The following is an 18,243-nucleotide window of genomic DNA, read 5'->3' as shown; positions in this document are numbered from 1 at the left end:
TATAAGCACCATGCACCACCTCATCGTTCAGCGCCACGCCACACCGCTAACCCAAGACGACCTCGACTCGCTCAGCCGCATCGCCAACGCGATGGACGCGCAGCCGCTTGAAAACAGCCCTGACCACGCCGCCCGCCTGCGCGATATCCGCAGCACTGGCCCCGGCGTGCGTCGCGCCCTCGACGCCTACTGCCAGGAGCGCCAAATCGACTGGGCCATCGTGCCCGCCGGGCTGAAACTGCGCGACTTCAGGCTGCTGGCGATGGACATGGACTCCACGCTGATCAATATCGAGACCGTCGATGAAATCGGCGCCGCCGTGGGCAAGAAGGACGAGATCGCCGCCATCACCCTGGCTGCCATGCGCGGCGAAATCGCCGACTACGCCACCAGCCTGCGCCAGCGCGTGGCGCTGCTCGCCGGCGTGCCGCTGGCCGCGCTCGACCGGCTCTACACCGACACCCTGCGCCTGAACCCCGGAGCCGAGGCCCTGCTGACTGCGGCCAAGGCGGCTGGGCTGAAAACCCAGCTCGTCACCGGCGGTTTCACCCACTTCACCGACCGGCTGAAACAGCGCCTGGGCTTCGACCGCGTCGCCGCCAATGTGCTGGGCGTGAAAGACGACGCGCTCGACGGCACACTCGTGGGGGACATCATCGACGGCGCGGCCAAGAAAAGAGCCGTGCTCGACTTCTGCAACGACCTGGGCTGCGACCCCGGCGAGGTGCTGGCCATCGGCGACGGCGCCAACGACCTGCCCATGATGCATGCCGTGGGCTTCAGCGTGGCCTTTCACGCCAAGCCCAAGGTACGCGAAGCCGCCACCGCCGCCATCGACTTCGGCGCTCTCGACAGCCTGCTCAACTGGTTCGAGTAAAGGCCCTTTATGGCTTCTTTACGGCTGGCTGGCCGGATACTGCGAACCGATCACCGCCCCCAGGGCCGCACCCGCGGCAGCGGCCGCATCCTTGCCATTGCCGTGGCCGAAGCGTGAACCCACCAGACCGCCGGCCACCCCGCCGATCACCGTGCCCGGCGTGATCTGCGTGGCGTAGGGATTGGCCGCATTCGCCCCCACCACCGCGCCCAGCGCCGCCCCCGTGGCCGCCATGGCCGTGCGCCCATTGCCCGCGCCGAAGCGCGAACCGATCAGCCCACCCGCTACCGCCCCCAGCGCTGCGCCCGGCACAGCCGATTGCGCCACCGGCGCCGGGGCATAACCCGGCTGCGCCGTGTAGGCAGGCGCCTGCACATAGGCGGGTTGCTGCGCATACCCCGGCTGGGCATAAGGCGCATAACCCGGCTGCTGATAAACAGGTTGCGGATAACTCGGCTGCTGCGCACCTCCATACGCCGTCGAATACGACGGCGGCGCCACGGCGCAGCCGCCCAGCACCCCCATCAACAACACTCCCCCGAGCAAACCGGTGTGTCGAATCATGACATTTCTCCTTGGAACGATAGACACTGATCCAACAACGCGCCTCACCCGGACTGTGACGACAGCCGCCAAGGTCGCGCAGCGCGGTTAGCGTGCGCAGATGTAACGGCGGTTGTCGTCCTACTCATTCTTCCGGCATCATCACAATATCAAGATGGCAAGAAGAAAATTTGTTATATCAAATTCAAATACAGTCATGCAAACGCAGCAAGTTCGGCCCATCGCGCACGCGGCGAGGAATTCGGAGGGACAGTGGCGAGAGCCGCATGACTTGCAAACTCACCTTATCGGTGTCGCCTCGTTGTCCGCTCAACATGCGGCGACCTATGGTGCAGACTGGGCGCGTCTTGCCGGACAGTGGCACGATCTCGGCAAATACCGGCCCCGTTTCCAGCACTACATCAGGCAGGCCAGCGGATACGACTTTGAGCCTGATGCCCATATCAAAGGAGAAGCTGGCAAAGCCCCCCATTCGACCGCCGGCGCGCTGCACGCCATCGCCCGTTTCGGCCCCGCAGGGCGCGTGCTGGCCTACCTCATTGCTGGCCATCACGCAGGGCTGGCCGACTGGTTCAGCGGGCTCGACACCCGGCTCGACGATCCGAAAAGCCATGCAGAACTCGCCGAATCGCTCGCCGAAAATCCGCCCGCCGACATTCTGGATGCAGGCGATTTCAAGCCCGATCTCACCGCAATCCCCGGTGGCAAGAACGGCTTTGCCCTCTGGGTACGCATGCTGTTTTCGGCCCTGGTCGATGCCGATTTCCTCGACACCGAGCGCTACATGGACCCGGAAAGGTTCGATAGCCGCAATGGTTGGCCGAGATGTGAAGGACGGCAACCCCAACGGCGACCCGGACGCGGGCAACCTGCCGCGCCTGGATGCCGAAACCGGGCATGGTCTGGTGACGGATGTCTCCCTCAAGCGCAAAGTGCGCAACTTCGTCGGCCTGGTCAAAGGCGATACCCCTCGATTCGACATCTTCGTCAAAGAGAAATCGGTACTGAACCAGCAGATCGAACGAGCCTACGAAAAAAGCCCTGACGTCCAGGCCGCGATGGAAGCCTGGAAGTCGTGGCAAAAAGACAAAAAGAACAATCCGAAACCCAGCCGTCACTATGAAGACATTGCCCGGGACTGGATGTGCGACAACTTTTTCGATGTACGGGCATTTGGTGCGGTGATGAGCACCGGCGATGAAGATTCAGAAAGCAAACTGAAGAAAACCGCCGGGCAGGTTCGCGGCCCTATTCAGCTTACCTTCGCCCGCTCGGTGGACCCGATCGTTGCGCAGGAGCATTCCATCACGCGCATGGCAGTGACCAATGAGAAGGACCTCGAAAAAGAACGAACCATGGGCCGCAAGCACACCGTGCCCTATGGGCTTTATGTCGCGCATGGCTTTGTTTCCAGTTTCTTCGCCAAACAAACCGGCTTTTCGGAGGAGGACCTCGAACTGCTGTGGCAGGCGCTCGCTCAGATGTTCGAACATGACCGTTCCGCCGCACGCGGCGAAATGGCAACACGCGGACTGTACGTGTTCAAACACGACTCTGAGCTAGGCAATGCACCCGCGTATGCCTTGTTCGAGCGACTCCGTATCGAGCGGCGAGAAGGCATCGATGTGCCACGCAGTTTTGGCGATTACGACGTACGCTTTGACAGTCAAGCCATCGAAATCGGCAGTGCGCAAGCCCTTGGTAACGGTGCCACCTTGCAGCGACTGGCCTGATGACCAAACGAAACACAGGGGTTGCCATGACCGAAATTCACTTCATCGTCGAGCAAGCCCCCGAAGGGGGCTATGTTGCCCGTGCCGTCGGGGCAGATATTTTCACCGAAGCCGACAACATCGAATCGCTGCATGCGCAGGTGCGCGACGCGGTGCATTGCCACTTCGAAGCGGCAGATCGCCCCGGCCTCATTCGCCTGCACATCACCCGCGAGGAAATGCTCACCGTATGAGGCTGCCGCGTGATCTGTGCGGGGCGGATCTCGTCAAGCGGCTGGAGCGCCTGGGCTACCAGACCACGCGGCAGACCGGCAGCCACTTGCGGCTGACCAGCACGCTTCGAGGCGAGCACCATGTCACCGTGCCGCGCCACGATCCGTTGCGTATCGGCACGCTGGCTGCCATTCTGGATGCGGTCGGGGCACACCATGGCCTCAGCCGCGATGCCTTGCTTGATCGGCTGTTCAACTGACCGCGCCGCGCCGTGAACCCCGCAGACGACCCCGTCCCGCTCTCAGCCTTGCAGCACTGGGTGTACTGTCCGCGGCAATGCGCGCTCATTCATCTGGAACAAGTCTTCGACGACAACATCCACACCGCGCGCGGCAACGCCGTGCACAGACTGGTGGACACGCCCGGCTACGAAATCCGCTCCGGGGTGCGGGTCGAACGAGCCTTGCCGCTTTGGTCGGATCGTCTGGGGCTGATCGGCAAGGCCGATCTGGTGGAGTTTTATCCCGACGACTCCGTCTTTCCGGTGGAGTTCAAGCACGGTCACAGGCGTCAGAAAACGCACGACGACATTCAACTCGCCGCCCAAGCCATGTGCCTGGAAGACATGCTGGGGCGTCCGGTACCGCGCGGCGCCATTTACCACGCCAGCAGCCACCGGCGGCGCGATGTCGCCATCACGCCCGAACTGCGCGAACTCGTCGTGCAAACCGCAGACGCCATACGCGCGATGCTGAGCGCCGGCACACTGCCCCCGCCGGTGTTCGATGCACGCTGCCGCGAGTGCTCGCTCAAAGACATCTGCCAGCCCGAAGCCCTGACCGCAACCGTCATGCAGCGAGCATTACGGGTCCAATTGTTCAACCCGGAGGACTGATGCTGACGCTGCAAAACACCCTCTATTTGATGACGCCGCAGGCCTATGTGCACATCGACAACGCCACCTTGCGCGTCGATGTCGAGCGCGAAAAGAAGCTCCAGGTCCCCCTGCACCACCTCGGCGGTCTGGTTTGCTTCGGCAACGTCCTGGTGTCGCCCGCGCTCATGCACCGACTGGCCGACGAAGGCAAATCACTCGTGCTCCTCGATGACGCCGGGCGCTTCAAGGCCCGGCTTGAAGGCCCCGTATCCGGCAACATCCTGCTCAGGCAGGCCCAGCACCGGGCTGCGGGAGATGCGACAGTCAGCCTCGAAGTCGCGCGGCAGAGCGTAGGCGGCAAGATCAAGAACAGCCGCAGCATCCTGCAGCGCGGCGCGCGCGAAAGCGCCGAACCCGACGAAGCGGCCGCGCTCACCCGCGCCGCCGACAACCTTGCCGCCTCACTGCGAGCCACGGCCCAAGCTCCCACCTTCGACATTCTGCGAGGCATCGAAGGCGAGGCCGCCCGCGGCTACTTCGATGCGCTCAACTACATCGTCAAACCAGCCCTGCGCGGCGTCTTCCGGTTTGAAGGCCGAACCCGGCGCCCGCCTCTGGATCGCTTCAATGCCCTGCTCTCCTTTCTGTATGCCCTGCTCATGAATGACTGCCGCTCAGCGCTCGAGACAGTGGGTCTTGATCCACAGCTCGGTTTTCTGCACACCGTGCGGCCAGGCCGCGCGGCGCTCGCGCTCGATCTCCAGGAAGAATTTCGTGCCGTTCTGGCTGACCGGCTGGCGCTCACCCTCATCAACCGCGGCCAGATCGCTGCAGAAGACTTCGATCAGCACGAAGGCGGCGCCGTTCTGCTCTCCGACAAGGGGCGTCGCAAAGTCGTGACCGCCTGGCAGGAGCGCAAGCAGGAAGAAGTCACCCACCCCCTGCTCGAGACCAGGATGCCCATCGGCCTGCTGCCCTTCGTCCAGGCCCGGCTACTTGCCCGCAGCATTCGCAGCGAGATGGACGCCTACCTCCCCTATCTGGCGCGGTAGCTAACGCGAACGACCATGCTCATCATCGTGACGTATGACGTCTCCACCGAAACCGCAGCAGGCCGCAAACGATTGCGACGCGTCGCCAAGGCTTGCGAACGTGTTGGGCAGCGGGTGCAGAAATCCGTGTTCGAATGTGAGGTCGATGCAATGCGCTTTGAAGCCCTTGAGCGAGAACTACTCGACGAGATCAACCTCGAGGAAGACAATCTGCGCTTCTATCGCATCACCGAGCCCGCCAACATGCGCGTCAAACAATATGGGGTCTTCCGCTCCACCGATTTCAGTGGCCCCCTTGTGGTGTAAGCCGCGAACCGGAATCACCGCCCGGAACCCTGCAGGTTCGCGCATCGTGCAAGCCCTTGATCTTTCACAATTTGACGGAATTTCCTTTTCGCCGAACCCGGTTTCAACACGCCGAAGCAGCCGGTTCGCGGAAAGGACTTGCAACTCCGTTGCACAACAACACGTTGCCGCAACAGAGTATCGCCCGGATTAAACCCCGGGCGCGGATTGAAACGATCTGGAGGTCACGCACGCCAACGGCATCCGCCGCGTATCGCCCGGATTAAACCCCGGGCGCGGATTGAAACGACGAGAGCGCTGCCTCACCCCGCCACTCACCCGACGTATCGCCCGGATTAAACCCCGGGCGCGGATTGAAACCACAGGAGCACTGATTCGTGGCCATCCCCGCCGTCGAGTATCGCCCGGATTAAACCCCGGGCGCGGATTGAAACTCGGCGCGGAGCAGGATTCCCCTGCAGGCTGTGGCGGTATCGCCCGGATTAAACCCCGGGCGCGGATTGAAATTCAATCTGTGGGAATAAGCCGCTGCATCGCCTGCCTCAAGTCGGCGATCAGATCGTCAGCGTCTTCCAGGCCAATGGCCAGCCGCACCAGGCCGCCTGCGTGCGGCCAATGCGATGGCGGACGCATGAGCTGCACGTCGTAGGGCACGGCCAGGCTGACCGGACCGCCCCAGGAATAGCCGATCTTGAAGAGCTGCAGGGCATCGACGAAGGCGTCGATCTGCGCTGCCGAATGGCACGGCTGAAAAACGACGCTGAACAACCCGCCTGCGGCGCAGCAGTCGCGCTGCCAGTGGGCATGGCCGGGACTGCCGGGCAGTGCGGGATGGAGCACCTGCGCCACGGCGGGCTGGCCCTGCATCCACTGTGCGATGCGCCGCGCGCTGGCATCGTGTGCGTGGTAGCGCAGCGGCAGGGTGTGCAGACCGCGCAGCACGCGGGCGACGTCGTCGCCGCTCACGCCCAGACCGAGGCGCATGTGGGTGAGCAGCAGGCGTTCGTGCAGGGCGTCGTCGCGGGTGGTCACGCTGCCCATGAGCAGGTCGGCGCCGCCGCTCTGGTATTTGGTCAGGGCCTGCATCACCACGTCCACGCCGAGATCGAAGGGCTGCAGGGCGATGCCTGCGGCCCAGGTGGCGTCGATGGCGGTGCGCACGCCGTGCTGCCGCGCTACGGCGATGAGGCCGCGCAGATCGGGCATTTCCATCGTCACCGAACCGGGCGCTTCCAGCCAGAGCAGCCGGGTCTGCGGAGTGATGAGCGCGGCGAGTTCGTCCGGGGTGCAGCGGGCGTCGTAAAGCCGGTGCTCGATGCCCCAGGCAGTGAGCAATCGCTCGGCCAGCTCGCGGCTGGGGCCATACACATTGGAGGGCAGCAGCATGGTGTCGCCCTGTTGCAGCAAGGCCAGATCGACGAGCGCGATGGCCGAAAGCCCCGAGGGACAGAGCACGCAGTGGCGCCCGCCGTCGAGCGCGGCCAGGCGCTCTTCGAGAATGAAAGTGGTGGGGGTGCCGTGCAGTCCGTAGGTGTAGCCCGCCTTGCTGCGCCAGTCGCGCGCGCGCATGGCCGCCACATTGGGAAAAATCACGGTGGAGGCGTGGTGCACGCCGGGTTCCACGGCGTCAAAACCCGCCGGTGGTTGATACGGGTGGTGTTGCAAACGAGTGGACAGACGAGGTGACTGCTGTTGCATTTTGGAAGGCGTCAAGGGTTTTTGGTCTAATTGGGGCTCTTGTTGACTCGACATGGATCGGGCTCCGCGATGTGGGGGTCTTGTTTTGCGGGTTTGCACAAGCGGCTTGTCCGCATGGCAAACCAGCGTGAAGCATAGGCCCAATGTCCGGCCCTTTCCGACACTCCCTCCTTGGATCCTGACCCTGCGTCTTTGTTGCCCGGCTCATCGTTACCCAAACCCTGTGCCGGGTTTGCCACCACCGCCCAGCGCTCTGCGCAGCCCTTGCGCACCGACCACCCTGCCTGCGCGATCCCGCCCTGTGTTTCCGAGCGCTCCGGATGGGCCGCCGCACAGTCGTCTGCCTTGTTCCGTGTTTCGCCCGCCCTGGAGCGCCCGTCATGGAAGTGCTGATTCTGTTTGGCCTGATCCTGCTCAATGGTCTGTTCGCCATGTCGGAGATCGCGCTGGTCACGGCGCGCCGCGCCCGCCTCACCGCGCTGGCCGAAGCGGGCAACGACAACGCCCGCACCGCGCTGCACCTCTCGGAGCAACCCACGCGCCTGCTCTCCACGGTGCAGATCGGCATCACCTCGATCAGCGTGCTCAACGGCATTCTGGGCGAGGCGGCGTTTTCCGAGCCGGTGGCCAACTGGTTGATCTCTCTGGGCCTGTTGCCCAAGTTTGCTGGCGTAACCGCCACTGCGCTGGTGGTGTTGGCCATCACCTACGCCTCCATCGTGATCGGCGAGCTGGTGCCCAAGCGCCTGGGCCAGCTCGCGCCCGAGCGCATCGCCATGGTGATGGCGCGGCCGATGACCTGGCTGGCGCGGGCAGCCTCGCCCTTCGTTAGATTGCTGTCGATTTCGACCGATCTGCTGCTCACCCTGATGCGGGTGCGGCACGACACCATGCCGCAGATGACCGAAGCCGAAATCAACGAGGTCCTCGAAGAAGGATCGGACGCCGGGGTGATCGAGGAGCAGGAGCACGAAATGGTGCGCAATGTGTTCCGCCTCGACGACCGGCAGATCGCCTCGCTGATGACCCCGCGCAACGAAATCGAGTATCTCGACGTCGATCAGCCGCTGTCCGAAAACCTGAACAAGATCGCGCAGTCCACGCATTCGCGCTTTCCGCTGGTGCGGCGCGGGCTGGAAGAAGTGATCGGGCTGGTGTCGACCAAGGAGCTTCTGGGCCGCTTCATCCGCCGCGAGGGCATCGACGATCTGAGCAAGGCCGCCATTCCGGCGACCTTCGTACCCGAAAGCCTGACCGGGTTGGAACTGCTGCAGACCTTCCGCCAGAGCGCCGAGCACACCGCGATGGTGATCGACGAATACGGTCAGACCATGGGCATCGTCACCGTGCAGGATCTGATGGAAGCCATCGCCGGGGAGTTCAAGTCGCATCCGTCCGAGGAACCCTGGGCGATGCAGCGCGAAGACGGCTCGTGGCTGATGGACGGCCTCATCACCGTCGACGATCTCAAGAGTCGCTTGAATCTCGCCCACCTGCCCGACGAGGAAAAGCAGCGCTACAACACGCTCTCGGGCATGCTGATGCTGTTGCTCGCGCGCCTGCCGGCCACCGGCGACATCGTGCATTGGGGCGACTGGACTTTCGAGATCGTCGACATGGACGGCAAGCGCATCGACAAGGTGCTGGTGCAGCGCAAGCCCGCCGAAGCCGCGGACGAGTTCTCCGAGCCGAACGAAGGACGCGATTCGAGGCTCTGAACCTCGGCGCGGCGTGGCTGCGCCCCCTGCCCCCAGCCCATGCTGCACGACGCCCTGCTGCTTCTGCCCGATTTCACCCTGATCGTGCTGGGGCTTTTGCTCGTGCGCTTCACCGCGCTCAACCGTAGCGTCTGGGACGGGGTGGAGCGGCTGGTGTATTTCGTGCTGTTTCCGGCGCTGCTGTTCTCCACCACCAGCCGCGGCCATGCCAGCCTGAGCGATACGCGCGATCTGGTCGTGGCCGCAACCGCCATGTTCCTCATCGGCATCATGCTGGCGTATGGCGCATTCTGGGCGCGCAAGGCCGATCAGCGCTGCGTGGCCAGCGGCGTGCAGACGGCGTTCCGCTTCAACTCGTATATCGCCCTGGCGGTGGCCGACCGCGTCGGCGGGCCACCTGCGGTGTCGCTGGTTGCCGTGCTCATCGCCGTGGGCGTGCCGATCTGCAATGTGGCGGCGGTGTGGGCGCTGGCCCGCCATGCGCAGAGCAATGTCTGGCGAGAGCTGCTGCGCAACCCCCTGCTCATCGCCACCGCGGCCGGGCTGACGGTGCATGGCCTCGGCCTGTCGCTGCCCGAGCCCATCGTGCCCGCGCTGGATCGGCTCGGTCATGCCTCCATCGCACTGGGGCTGATGACCGTGGGCGCCGGGCTGCAATGGCGAGGGCTGCACCGGGAATTGCCCGTGGGCATCTGGTTCCTCACCATCCGCCACCTGCTGCTGCCCCTCGTGGCGATGGCCCTGGCCTGGGCGTTACACCTGCCGCCGCTGCAGGCCTTGGTGCTGGTGCTGTTCGCCGCCATGCCCACCGCGTCGAGCGCCTATGTGCTGGCCGCGCGCATGGGCGGGGACGGACCCTACGTCGCCGGTCTGGTCAGCCTGTCCACGGTGCTCGGCGCCTTCTCCATTCCGGTGTTCCTGGCCGTGATGCAGCACTGATTGATCTCCAATTTTTCGCTTTGTGACGTACCGCATACTGAGCGTTTCAGTGTGGTTTACAGTGAGATGACATTTTTGCCCTGTATCCTTACTGTCTTGAAATGACACTCACCTCCCTGCCCAGGATGAAACGGCCCCCTGACTCGCTCCGTTCGTTCCCCCCCGAGGGGGGCGTCAGTTCCTTCGGAACGGCCGTGCGGAACTGACATGCCGAATTTCCACGTCATTTTCTGGAGACACGCCGAAGCCGAAGACGCCGTGGGCTCGGCGCAGGGCGACGAGATCGATCTGCGCCGCCCTCTCACCAAGCAAGGCCGGCGCGATGCGGCGCTGGTTGCAGCCTGGATCAAGTCGCAGTTGCCCAAACCCTGGACGGTGGTTTCCAGCCCCGCCCAACGTGCGCGACACACCGCGCAACACCTCAACGACTATCCGGTCATCGACCCACGCCTGCGACCGGAATCGTCCCTGGAAGAACTGCTCTCGGTAGTCGCCGAATTTCCACGCGATGGCGGTGCGCTGGTGCTCGTCGGCCATCAGCCCACCCTGGGACGCGCCGGACTCTACTGGATCACCGGCTGCGATCAACAGTTCTCGCTGCGCAAAGGCGGTCTGCTCTGGGCGGTGGAGCGCAACCGCGAAGCGGGCATCCAGCGCAGTCTGCGCGCCTGCGTCAGCGCCGATCTGCTGGGCGATTGATCGCTTTGCTCACAACGCTTGCACTGTCACACCAAATTCACGATTCTTTCACTGAACCGTCACGGCGCATTCTTATCTTCCGCTCAAACCTGTGGAGGAAAGACCATGTTCGACGACGAACACGCGCATCCGATGGAAAAACGCACGGAGCAGCATCCGGCGAGTCTGGGCGCCCAATCGGTTCAGACGCATTCGGTTCAGACGCATTCTGCACCGATCTCGCAGCATCTCAGCGTCGCCTGGGCGCGCCATGCCGATGAAGTGCGTGAGGCGCAGCGCCTGCGCTACAAGGTGTTCGTCGAAGAAATGGGCGCGCAGGTCAAAACGCCCGAACCCGGTCTGGACATCGATCTGTTCGACGCCTACTGCGACCATCTGCTGGTGCGCGACGCCGAAGGGCGGCTGATCGGCACCTACCGCGCCCTGCCCCCGCATCAGGCCAGGCGCGTGGGCACGCTCTACACCGAAACCGAGTTCGATCTCACCCGCCTGTACCACCTCAAGCCGCGCCTGCTGGAAATCGGGCGCTCCTGCGTGCACCGCGACTGCCGCAACGGCGCGGTCATCATGGCCTTGTGGAGCGGCATCGCCACGTATATGCAGCGCCATGGGCTCGATGCCCTGATCGGCTGCGCCAGCATGTCCATGCGCTGCGGCGGGCACACCGTCGCGAGTCTCTGGGCGCAGTTGCAGAAAAGCCATCTGGCCGCCATCGAAGACCGGGTGCATCCACGCCTGCCCCTGCCGGTGCAACACCTGCGGCAAGACCTCGCGGTCGAGCCGCCGCCGCTGCTCAAGGGCTATCTGCGCGTCGGTGCCAAGGTGTGCGGCGCCCCTGCCTGGGATCCGGACTTCGGCGTGGCCGATTTTCCGCTGCTGATGCGATTGAGCCAGGTCAACCGGCGCTACGCGCGGCATTTCCTCGGTCAAGTGAACCTCGCCTGAGCCTCGCCTCGCGCAGGCGCAAGCCTTCGACCTCAGCTCGTCCCCACCATATCCTGCGGCCGCACCCAGCGGTCGAACTCTTCCGCACTCACCAGGCCCGAAGCCAGCGCCGCCTCGCGCAGGGTGCTGCCGCTGTGGTGGGCGGCCTTGGCGATGGCCGCGGCGCGGTCGTAGCCGATGTGCGGCGCTAGCGCGGTGACGAGCATCAGCGAACGCTGCATCAACTCGGTGATGCGCGCGCGGTCGGCCTCGATGCCGCGCGCCAGATGATGATCGAAGCTGGTCATTGCGTCGGTGAGCAAGCGCAGGCTTTGCAGCACGTTGTGCGCGATCAGCGGCTTGAACACATTGAGCTCGAAGTTTCCCGAAGCCCCGCCGATATTGATCGCCACATCGTTGCCGAACACCTGCGCGCACACCATGGTGAGCGCCTCGCACTGCGTGGGGTTGACCTTGCCGGGCATGATGGAGCTGCCCGGCTCGTTCTCGGGAATGCGAATCTCCCCCAGACCGCTGCGCGGCCCCGAGGCCAGCCAGCGCACGTCGTTGGCGATTTTCATCAGCGCCGCCGCCAGCGTTTTGAGCGCACCGTGCAGGAACACCAGCGCTTCGTGCCCGGCCAGCGCGGCGAACTTGTTGTCGGCGCTCACGAATGGCAGCCCGGTCTGCCGTGCCAGTTCGGTGGCCACGCGCACACCGAACGAGGCATGCGTGTTCAGCCCCGTGCCCACCGCCGTGCCGCCCACTGCCAGCGCATACACCGGGCCGAGCGCGGCATCGATGGCCCGGCGCGAAATATCGAGCTGGGCGACATAGCCCGAAAACTCCTGACCCAGGGTCAGCGGGGTGGCGTCCTGCAGATGGGTGCGGCCGATCTTGACGATGTCGGCAAACGCATCGGCCTTGGTCTGCAGGATGGTGCGCAGGGCGATGAGCGCGGGCAGCAGGTATTGCGCCGTCTGCGCAGCCGCGGCCACATGCATGGCCGTGGGGAAAATATCGTTCGACGACTGGCCCATATTGACCTGGTCGTTGGGATGCACGATGCGATCCAGCCCGACTCCGCCGCCCAGCAGCACCGAGGCGCGGTTGGCCAGCACCTCGTTCATATTCATATTGGTCTGCGTGCCCGAGCCGGTCTGCCACACCGACAGCGGAAACTCGTCGGGATAGCGCTCGGCGATCACCTCATCGGCCGCCTCGATGATGGCCTGCGCGATGCGCAGATCGAGCTTGCCCAGCTCGGCGTTCACACCGGCGCAGGCGCGCTTGACCAGAGCCAGCGCCCGGATGAACTCGCGCGGCATCTTCTCGGTGGAAATGGCGAAATGCTGCAGCGAGCGCTGCGTCTGCGCGCCCCACAGATGCGCCTCGGAGACTTCAATGGGGCCGAACGAATCGGTCTCGATGCGCATGCCCTCGCTGGGCTCTTTGGACTGTTGGGCGGTATTGCCGTCTTGGTTCATGGGTATCTCCTGATCGGTTGATGCGTTTGTAGCGCCTGCGCTGCAACATTTCCACTGGCGAGGTTGTGACCGCATCATTCAGTCACCTCGTCGGGATAAAGTCTTGCAACGCGATTTGCGATTGGATACGCATGTCAGCTTGACCCGATTCGGCTTGAGATCCTAGACTGCATCGCAACAACAACGGCGATGGAGTTCGCCAAAACCGCGCGGGGCCGCCCCCAAGCTGATGACTCCTACCTGCCGCAAGCGGCTTTGCCCACTTGCGCTTCACGACAGGGAGGAATCATGCGCGGTGACGTCATCTTGCAGCAAGTGTGTCAGATGCTGACCATTGTGCTGCTCTCTCCCCTGCTGCACGGCTTCATCGTCACGATGGAAGAAAAGGTGCAGCGCGGTCGCGGCCCCAGCCTCTTCCAGCCTTACCGCGATCTCTACAAGCTGTTCCGCAAAGAGATCGTGGTGCCGCAGACGGCTTCGTGGATCTTCTGGGCGGCGCCCATCGTGGCGTTCTCGGCCATGCTCACGGTGCCCATTCTCATCCCGGTGCTGACCGACTACCCGCTGCCGCTGTCGGACATGGGCGACATTCTCGGCGGCGGGCTCATTCTCACCCTGGGCGGCTTCGCCATTTCGCTCGCCGGGCTGGACAGCGGCCATCCCTACGGCGGGCTGGGATCGAGCCGCGAGGCCATGCTGTCGATTCTGGCCGAACCTACGCTGATCATGGTGTTCGTCGGCATCACCCTGCTGGCGCAGGCCATGCTGCCCTTTGTCGTCAACCATCTGCTGGCGGCCAGTCCCGCGGTGTTCTGGAGCCCGGCGCATCTGTTTCTGGTGGCGGCCTTTTTCATTCTGCTCACGGTGGAAACCGAGCGCCTGCCCATCCATTCGAGCATTCACTACGAGATCTACATGATCGGCGAGGCGCGCATTCTCGAATACTCCGGCCCGCTGCTGGCGCTGCTCAAGTGGGCCTCGTGGATGAAGCAGGCCATTCTCTACACCATTTTTCTCAACGTGCTGACGATTCCCTGGGGGCTGTCGATCGAGGGCACGGCGCTCGGACTGCTGGGCGCAACTCTCGCGCTGCTGGCCAAGTGGGCGGCAGTCGCCCTCATCATGGTGTTCGTCGATACCGCGCAGTCGCGGCTGCGTTTCTACCGCTATCAGGAGCCGCTGGCGCTGTCTTTCCTGATGGCGCTGCTGGCCATCGTGGCGCGGCAGGTGTGAGGAGCCCACCATGCTGATCTTTCACCTCGGCGGTGTGCAGGCCTCGTTGTTCAGCCTGCTGACCATCGTCGCGCTCATCCTGGCCTTCGTCATGCTGGGTTCGCACTGGATCAAGAACCACATCCTGGCGTTCGCCGCGGAGTCGTGGGTGATCGCGGCGCTGTCGGCGGCCATCGGCATCACCGGCCACTATCCCGAGCTGGTATTCATCGCCGCGCTGACCGCGCTGTTTCGCGGCACGCTGCTGCCGTACCTGCTGCTGCGCATCGTCAACGACCTCAGGCAGAACCGCGAGTTCACCCCGCTGCTGCAACCGTCATCGAGTGTGGTGCTGGGCGGCTTTCTGGTGCTGTTTTCCTACGCCCTGGCGCACAAGCTGGGGGTGCGCATGAATCTGGTGGACAACATCGCGGTGCTGGCGCTCACCGCCATGTTCGCGCTCAAGCTCATCGGCTTTTTGATGCTGGTGCTGCGGGCGGAGGCGGTGAGTTCCATCCTCGGGCTGCTGGTGATCGAAAACGGCATCTTTCTCGGCTCGCAGATTCTGGTGCCGGGCATGCCCCTGCTGCTGGAAATGGTGATTCTGTTCGACCTGCTGATCATCGTCTCGACCTTCGGCATGCTCATCCGCTTCCTGCACAAGGAAGTGGGCACGACGAGCAGCCGCGAACTCACGCGACTGGTGGGGTGAGGCGATGATCTGGAACGTCCTCTATGCGATCTGGACGGTCACCGGGCTGGCGATGGCGGGGGGATGGGTCTCGCGACGCAGCCGCGTGGCCGAGGCGCTCAATCTGGCTGCGGCCGTCATCGACTTCGTGCTGGTCGTGGTGCTGCTGATCGCCACGCCGGGTCAGCCGATCACGGCGCTGAATCACTACCTGCTGCTCGACGACTTCGGCGTGTGGGTGATGTTCTGTCTGGCCATCGTGTATCTGCTGGCCAGCGTGTATGCGATTGGCTATATGCGCTGGATGCATGGCGAAGCGGCGCGGCTGCATCGCTTTTACTCGCTGTTCGCCGCATTTGCGCTCACCATGTTCCTCGCCCCGGCGCAGAACAACCCCGGCCTGTACTGGATCGCCATCGATCTCACAACAATAGTCAGCGCCTTTCTGGTGGGCTTTCAGCGCGCACCCGAGAGCATCGAGGCGGCGTGGAAATACATCGTCATCGTCTCCGCCGGGCTGGGTCTGGCGCTGCTGGGCACGGTGCTGTTTTACTGGGCCGGCACCTTCATCCTCGGCCCGGTTTACGACATGACCTGGGCCAATCTCGCCTCCATCGCGCCCAAGGCCGAGCCGCTGTTGCTCATGCTCTCCTTCCTGCTGGTGCTGGTGGGCTTTGGCACCAAGGTGGGGCTGGCGCCCATGCACACCTGGCTGCCGGATGCGCACAGCGAAGGCCCGGCGCCGGTGTCGGCCATGCTGTCGGGCGCGCTGCTCAACTGCGCCATGCTGGGCATCTTGCGCTATCTGCACATCCTGCGGAGCACGTCCATCGAAACGATGGCGCGCACCGCGCTGGTCGTGCTGGGCGCCTTCAGCCTGTTGGTGGCGGCGCTGTTCATCAGCCGACAGACCATCATCAAGCGCCTGGCGGCGTATTCGAGCGTGGAGCACATGGGCGTGATCGCGCTGGGATTTGGCTTCGGCGGGCCGCTGGGTGTGATCGGCGCGCTCTATCACATGCTCAACCACTCGCTGACCAAGTCGCTGGTGTTCTTCGGCGCGGGCAACATGATGCACGCCTACGAGAGCAAGGACATCGCCAGGATTCGCCGCGTGCTGCGCTTTTTTCCGCGCAGCGGCGCGATCTGGCTGGCCGGGGCAGTGGCCATCACCGGCGCGCCGCCATTCGGGCTGTTTCTGTCGGAGCTCACCATCCTGCGCGGCGGCATGCAGAGCGCCAACCCCTGGGCGGTGTGGTGGATGGCGGTGCTGCTCATCGTCATTTTCATCGGCTTTCTCAACCACTTCCGCGCCATGTATTTCGGCCCGCGTCCCGACCATGCCCCGCATCTGAAATTGAAATTCGTGCACGTCGCGCCGATGGCCGTGGCGCTGGCCGCCATCCTGCTGCTCGGCCTGTGGTGGCTGCCGCCGATCTGGGCCCATCTGGCGAGCATCGCCACGCAACTCGGAGGGGTTTGAGATGAAACTGCCCCCTGACTCGCTGCGCTCGCATTCCACCTCGCGGCTTGCAAGCCACTCGGATTCGCATGGCATGAGTCAGTCCGCAGGGACTGCCTCATGTCCCGCTCATCCCCCCGAGGGGGGTGTCAGCTCCTTCGGAACGGCCGTGCGGAGCTGAGATGAAACTGCCCCCTGACTCGCTGCGCTCGTTCCCCCCCGAGGGGGGTGTCAGCTCCTTCGGAACGGCCGTGCGGAGCTGACATGCGCCACTGCGACACCGCCCGCCTGAGCCCCGCCGAACTGTTGACGGCGGCCGACAGCCTGCTCACCGAACTGGGCGACGCCCCCAGCGCGCACGGTCGCATGCAAATGGCCTATGCCTGCGGCTGCGCCGACGGCGACATCGAGGTGATCTACGTCCTCAGCCAGGGTGCGAACCAGCCCTACAAGGTCTGGCGCGTGCGACCGGAACATCACACCCTGCCCTCGCTGGCCAACAAGCTGCCGCTGCTGGGCTGGTACGAGCGCGAGATGATGGATCTGTACGGTCTGCACTTCGAGGGCCACCCCGAGCCCAACCCGCTGGTGCTGCACGAAGGCGAGCCGCGCGACCCGGCGCCACTGGCGTCTGGCTTCGACCCCGCGGCCCCGACCAGAGACTATTCGCCGCTGCCGCCCATCGTGCCGCAGGTGCAGGGGCCGGACATCCAGCGCCTGCCCTTCGGTCCGGTGCGGGCCGACATCGTCGAGTCGGCGCAGTTCCTGTTTTTCTACATCGGCGAGGGCATCCTGCACTATCACCCGCGGTTGTTCTACAAGCACCGGGCGATGGAGGCGCGGTTCCAGGGCCAGCCATTCGCCGCAGGGGCCGTGCTGGCCGAGCGCGTCAGCGGCATCGATTCGGCAGCGCACGCGCTGGCCTATGCGCAGGCAGTGGAAGGCGCGATGGGCTGGCGCGCACCGCCGCGCGCGCGCTATCTGCGCGTCATCCTCGCCGAGCTGGAGCGGCTGTACAACCATCTGCACTACCTCGGCCATCTGTCCAAGACCACCACGCTCAAGGTGGGCGAAGCCGAGGGACATCTGCTCGAAGAGCGGGTGAAGCAGATCAATGCCAGGCTCACCGGCAGCCGTTTTCTGCGCGGCCTCATCACCCCCGGCGGCCTGCGGCGCGATGTCGATCTTTCCGGGCTGGACAAGGCGCTCGATGCCATCAACGACGAGATCGAGCGCTATCTGCAGCACCTGGAAAACACCCGCAGCCACCTCGACCGGCTGATGACCACCGGGCGTCTGGCGCGCCAGGTGGCGTTCGATCAGGGCGCCTGCGGCCCGATCGAGCGCGCCAGCGATCTCGACCGCGACCTGCGCCGCGACCACCCCTACGCCCACTATGAGAAGGTGCGCTTTTCCGTGCCGGTGCAGCCGGGCGGCGATGCCCACGCCCGCTCGCTGGTGCGCATGGAGGAAATCCGCGAATCGCTGGCCATCATTCGCCAGACCATCGGTCGAACCAAGCCCGGCGAGGTGCTGCGCTTGGACGTCATGGAAGACGCCGACCCGCAGGGCGAGGGCCTGGGCTGGGTGGAGGCTGCGCGCGGTGGGCTGCTTTACGCGGTGCATCTGAGCGAAGACCGCACCCGGCTGCAGCGCGTGAAAATCAAGGAGCCGTCGTTCTCGAACTGGCGGGTGTTTCCGTTCACTGTGGAGGACAGCAATATGATGGATTACGCCATCAACGAAGCCAGCTTCGGCCTGTCCATCGCCGGCGCCGATCGTTAAAGGGGA

Annotated in this window: 18 protein-coding genes, 1 pseudogene and 1 riboswitch; of the genes and pseudogenes, 16 read left to right on the top strand and 3 right to left on the bottom strand. The window is 64.4% G+C overall.

Features of this window, described 5'->3' with window-relative positions:
* The first annotated feature begins 10 nt into the window (after positions 1-10).
* Positions 11-877, top strand: coding sequence for a phosphoserine phosphatase SerB (serB, locus tag RBR52_RS01310; RefSeq protein WP_320375370.1), 867 nt, complete (start codon positions 11-13; stop codon positions 875-877).
* Between the two features lie 18 nt (positions 878-895).
* On the opposite strand, the gene RBR52_RS01305 is transcribed toward serB, so the two are convergent.
* Positions 896-1,441 (bottom strand): glycine zipper 2TM domain-containing protein, encoded by a 546-nt coding sequence (locus RBR52_RS01305; protein WP_320375369.1) that lies wholly within the window; start codon positions 1,439-1,441, stop codon positions 896-898.
* A 154-nt stretch (positions 1,442-1,595) separates the two neighbouring features.
* Between RBR52_RS01305 and RBR52_RS15400 the strand changes: the two are divergent.
* From RBR52_RS15400 to cas2, 7 genes and pseudogenes are all read left to right on the top strand, one after another.
* Positions 1,596-2,156 (top strand): annotated as a pseudogene (locus tag RBR52_RS15400) (CRISPR-associated endonuclease Cas3''); the annotation flags it as partial.
* A 97-nt stretch (positions 2,157-2,253) separates the two neighbouring features.
* Positions 2,254-3,174: a type I-C CRISPR-associated protein Cas7/Csd2 gene (gene cas7c, locus RBR52_RS01295; protein WP_320375367.1), complete on the top strand. Its 921-nt coding sequence runs from the start codon at positions 2,254-2,256 to the stop codon at positions 3,172-3,174.
* A gap of 26 nt (positions 3,175-3,200) precedes the next feature.
* Positions 3,201-3,407: a hypothetical protein gene (locus RBR52_RS01290; protein WP_320375366.1), complete on the top strand. Its 207-nt coding sequence runs from the start codon at positions 3,201-3,203 to the stop codon at positions 3,405-3,407.
* The gene (locus RBR52_RS01285) at positions 3,404-3,646 is read left to right on the top strand and encodes a type II toxin-antitoxin system HicA family toxin (protein WP_320375365.1); all 243 of its coding nucleotides are present in this window, start codon (positions 3,404-3,406) and stop codon (positions 3,644-3,646) included. The genes RBR52_RS01290 and RBR52_RS01285 overlap by 4 nt, the downstream gene beginning before the upstream one ends.
* Positions 3,647-3,658: 12 nt before the next feature.
* Positions 3,659-4,282: a CRISPR-associated protein Cas4 gene (gene cas4, locus RBR52_RS01280; RefSeq protein ID WP_320375364.1), complete on the top strand. Its 624-nt coding sequence runs from the start codon at positions 3,659-3,661 to the stop codon at positions 4,280-4,282.
* Positions 4,282-5,316 (top strand): type I-C CRISPR-associated endonuclease Cas1c, encoded by a 1,035-nt coding sequence (gene cas1c, locus RBR52_RS01275; protein ID WP_320375363.1) that lies wholly within the window; start codon positions 4,282-4,284, stop codon positions 5,314-5,316. The genes cas4 and cas1c overlap by 1 nt, the downstream gene beginning before the upstream one ends.
* Positions 5,317-5,331: 15 nt before the next feature.
* Positions 5,332-5,622 (top strand): CRISPR-associated endonuclease Cas2, encoded by a 291-nt coding sequence (cas2, locus tag RBR52_RS01270; protein ID WP_320375362.1) that lies wholly within the window; start codon positions 5,332-5,334, stop codon positions 5,620-5,622.
* A 507-nt stretch (positions 5,623-6,129) separates the two neighbouring features.
* Here cas2 and RBR52_RS01265 read toward each other — a convergent pair.
* Entirely contained in the window at positions 6,130-7,374 is a 1,245-nt protein-coding gene (locus tag RBR52_RS01265) for a cystathionine beta-lyase (RefSeq protein WP_320375361.1), read from the bottom strand.
* Between the two features lie 326 nt (positions 7,375-7,700).
* On the opposite strand from RBR52_RS01265, the gene RBR52_RS01260 reads away from it, so the two are divergent.
* From RBR52_RS01260 to RBR52_RS01245, 4 genes are all read left to right on the top strand, one after another.
* Positions 7,701-9,038, top strand: a complete 1,338-nt coding sequence (locus RBR52_RS01260) for a hemolysin family protein (RefSeq protein ID WP_320375360.1) — start codon at positions 7,701-7,703, stop codon at positions 9,036-9,038.
* 39 nt (positions 9,039-9,077) lie between these two features.
* On the top strand, positions 9,078-9,977 hold the full coding sequence (locus RBR52_RS01255; protein WP_320375359.1) for an AEC family transporter: 900 nt from the start codon (positions 9,078-9,080) through the stop codon (positions 9,975-9,977).
* 207 nt (positions 9,978-10,184) lie between these two features.
* Positions 10,185-10,676 (top strand): phosphoglycerate mutase family protein, encoded by a 492-nt coding sequence (locus RBR52_RS01250; protein WP_320375358.1) that lies wholly within the window; start codon positions 10,185-10,187, stop codon positions 10,674-10,676.
* 105 nt (positions 10,677-10,781) lie between these two features.
* Positions 10,782-11,621: a GNAT family N-acetyltransferase gene (locus RBR52_RS01245; protein ID WP_320375357.1), complete on the top strand. Its 840-nt coding sequence runs from the start codon at positions 10,782-10,784 to the stop codon at positions 11,619-11,621.
* 32 nt (positions 11,622-11,653) lie between these two features.
* Here the strand turns inward: RBR52_RS01245 and fumC are convergent, their stop codons facing one another.
* A complete protein-coding gene (gene fumC / locus RBR52_RS01240; RefSeq protein WP_320375356.1) occupies positions 11,654-13,087 on the bottom strand; it encodes a class II fumarate hydratase in 1,434 nt (477 codons plus the stop codon).
* Positions 13,088-13,263: 176 nt separating this feature from the next.
* A riboswitch (Fluoride riboswitch) is annotated at positions 13,264-13,333 on the top strand.
* Positions 13,334-13,375: 42 nt separating this feature from the next.
* Here fumC and RBR52_RS01235 point away from each other — a divergent pair.
* From RBR52_RS01235 to RBR52_RS01220, 4 genes are all read left to right on the top strand, one after another.
* On the top strand, positions 13,376-14,320 hold the full coding sequence (locus tag RBR52_RS01235) for a respiratory chain complex I subunit 1 family protein (RefSeq protein ID WP_320375355.1): 945 nt from the start codon (positions 13,376-13,378) through the stop codon (positions 14,318-14,320).
* A gap of 10 nt (positions 14,321-14,330) precedes the next feature.
* Positions 14,331-15,011, top strand: coding sequence for a hydrogenase (locus RBR52_RS01230; protein ID WP_320375354.1), 681 nt, complete (start codon positions 14,331-14,333; stop codon positions 15,009-15,011).
* A 4-nt stretch (positions 15,012-15,015) separates the two neighbouring features.
* A complete protein-coding gene (locus tag RBR52_RS01225; RefSeq protein WP_320375353.1) occupies positions 15,016-16,473 on the top strand; it encodes a proton-conducting transporter membrane subunit in 1,458 nt (485 codons plus the stop codon).
* Positions 16,474-16,716: 243 nt separating this feature from the next.
* On the top strand, positions 16,717-18,237 hold the full coding sequence (locus RBR52_RS01220; protein ID WP_320375352.1) for an NADH-quinone oxidoreductase subunit C: 1,521 nt from the start codon (positions 16,717-16,719) through the stop codon (positions 18,235-18,237).
* Positions 18,238-18,243: the final 6 nt, after the last annotated feature.

The sequence above is a fragment of the Thiomonas sp. genome (genome assembly GCF_034007205.1).
Taxonomy (GTDB): Bacteria; Pseudomonadota; Gammaproteobacteria; order Burkholderiales; family Burkholderiaceae_C; genus Thiomonas.
This window is presented reverse-complemented; position numbering and strand designations above follow the sequence as displayed.

What these genes read in the sequence shown, in the direction of transcription:
- RBR52_RS01305 (WP_320375369.1), bottom strand. Translation starts at nt 1,441, where the DNA reads ATGATTCGACACACCGGTTTGCTCGGGGGAGTGTTGTTGATGGGGGTG.
- fumC (WP_320375356.1), bottom strand. Translation starts at nt 13,087, where the DNA reads ATGAACCAAGACGGCAATACCGCCCAACAGTCCAAAGAGCCCAGCGAG.
- RBR52_RS01260 (WP_320375360.1), top strand. Translation starts at nt 7,701, where the DNA reads ATGGAAGTGCTGATTCTGTTTGGCCTGATCCTGCTCAATGGTCTGTTC.
- RBR52_RS01230 (WP_320375354.1), top strand. Translation starts at nt 14,331, where the DNA reads ATGCTGATCTTTCACCTCGGCGGTGTGCAGGCCTCGTTGTTCAGCCTG.
- cas1c (WP_320375363.1), top strand. Translation starts at nt 4,282, where the DNA reads ATGCTGACGCTGCAAAACACCCTCTATTTGATGACGCCGCAGGCCTAT.
- serB (WP_320375370.1), top strand. Translation starts at nt 11, where the DNA reads ATGCACCACCTCATCGTTCAGCGCCACGCCACACCGCTAACCCAAGAC.
- RBR52_RS01245 (WP_320375357.1), top strand. Translation starts at nt 10,782, where the DNA reads ATGTTCGACGACGAACACGCGCATCCGATGGAAAAACGCACGGAGCAG.
- RBR52_RS01285 (WP_320375365.1), top strand. Translation starts at nt 3,404, where the DNA reads ATGAGGCTGCCGCGTGATCTGTGCGGGGCGGATCTCGTCAAGCGGCTG.
- RBR52_RS01220 (WP_320375352.1), top strand. Translation starts at nt 16,717, where the DNA reads ATGCGCCACTGCGACACCGCCCGCCTGAGCCCCGCCGAACTGTTGACG.
- RBR52_RS01250 (WP_320375358.1), top strand. Translation starts at nt 10,185, where the DNA reads ATGCCGAATTTCCACGTCATTTTCTGGAGACACGCCGAAGCCGAAGAC.
- RBR52_RS01265 (WP_320375361.1), bottom strand. Translation starts at nt 7,374, where the DNA reads ATGTCGAGTCAACAAGAGCCCCAATTAGACCAAAAACCCTTGACGCCT.
- RBR52_RS01225 (WP_320375353.1), top strand. Translation starts at nt 15,016, where the DNA reads ATGATCTGGAACGTCCTCTATGCGATCTGGACGGTCACCGGGCTGGCG.
- RBR52_RS01255 (WP_320375359.1), top strand. Translation starts at nt 9,078, where the DNA reads ATGCTGCACGACGCCCTGCTGCTTCTGCCCGATTTCACCCTGATCGTG.
- cas7c (WP_320375367.1), top strand. Translation starts at nt 2,254, where the DNA reads ATGGTTGGCCGAGATGTGAAGGACGGCAACCCCAACGGCGACCCGGAC.
- cas2 (WP_320375362.1), top strand. Translation starts at nt 5,332, where the DNA reads ATGCTCATCATCGTGACGTATGACGTCTCCACCGAAACCGCAGCAGGC.
- RBR52_RS01235 (WP_320375355.1), top strand. Translation starts at nt 13,376, where the DNA reads ATGCGCGGTGACGTCATCTTGCAGCAAGTGTGTCAGATGCTGACCATT.
- RBR52_RS01290 (WP_320375366.1), top strand. Translation starts at nt 3,201, where the DNA reads ATGACCGAAATTCACTTCATCGTCGAGCAAGCCCCCGAAGGGGGCTAT.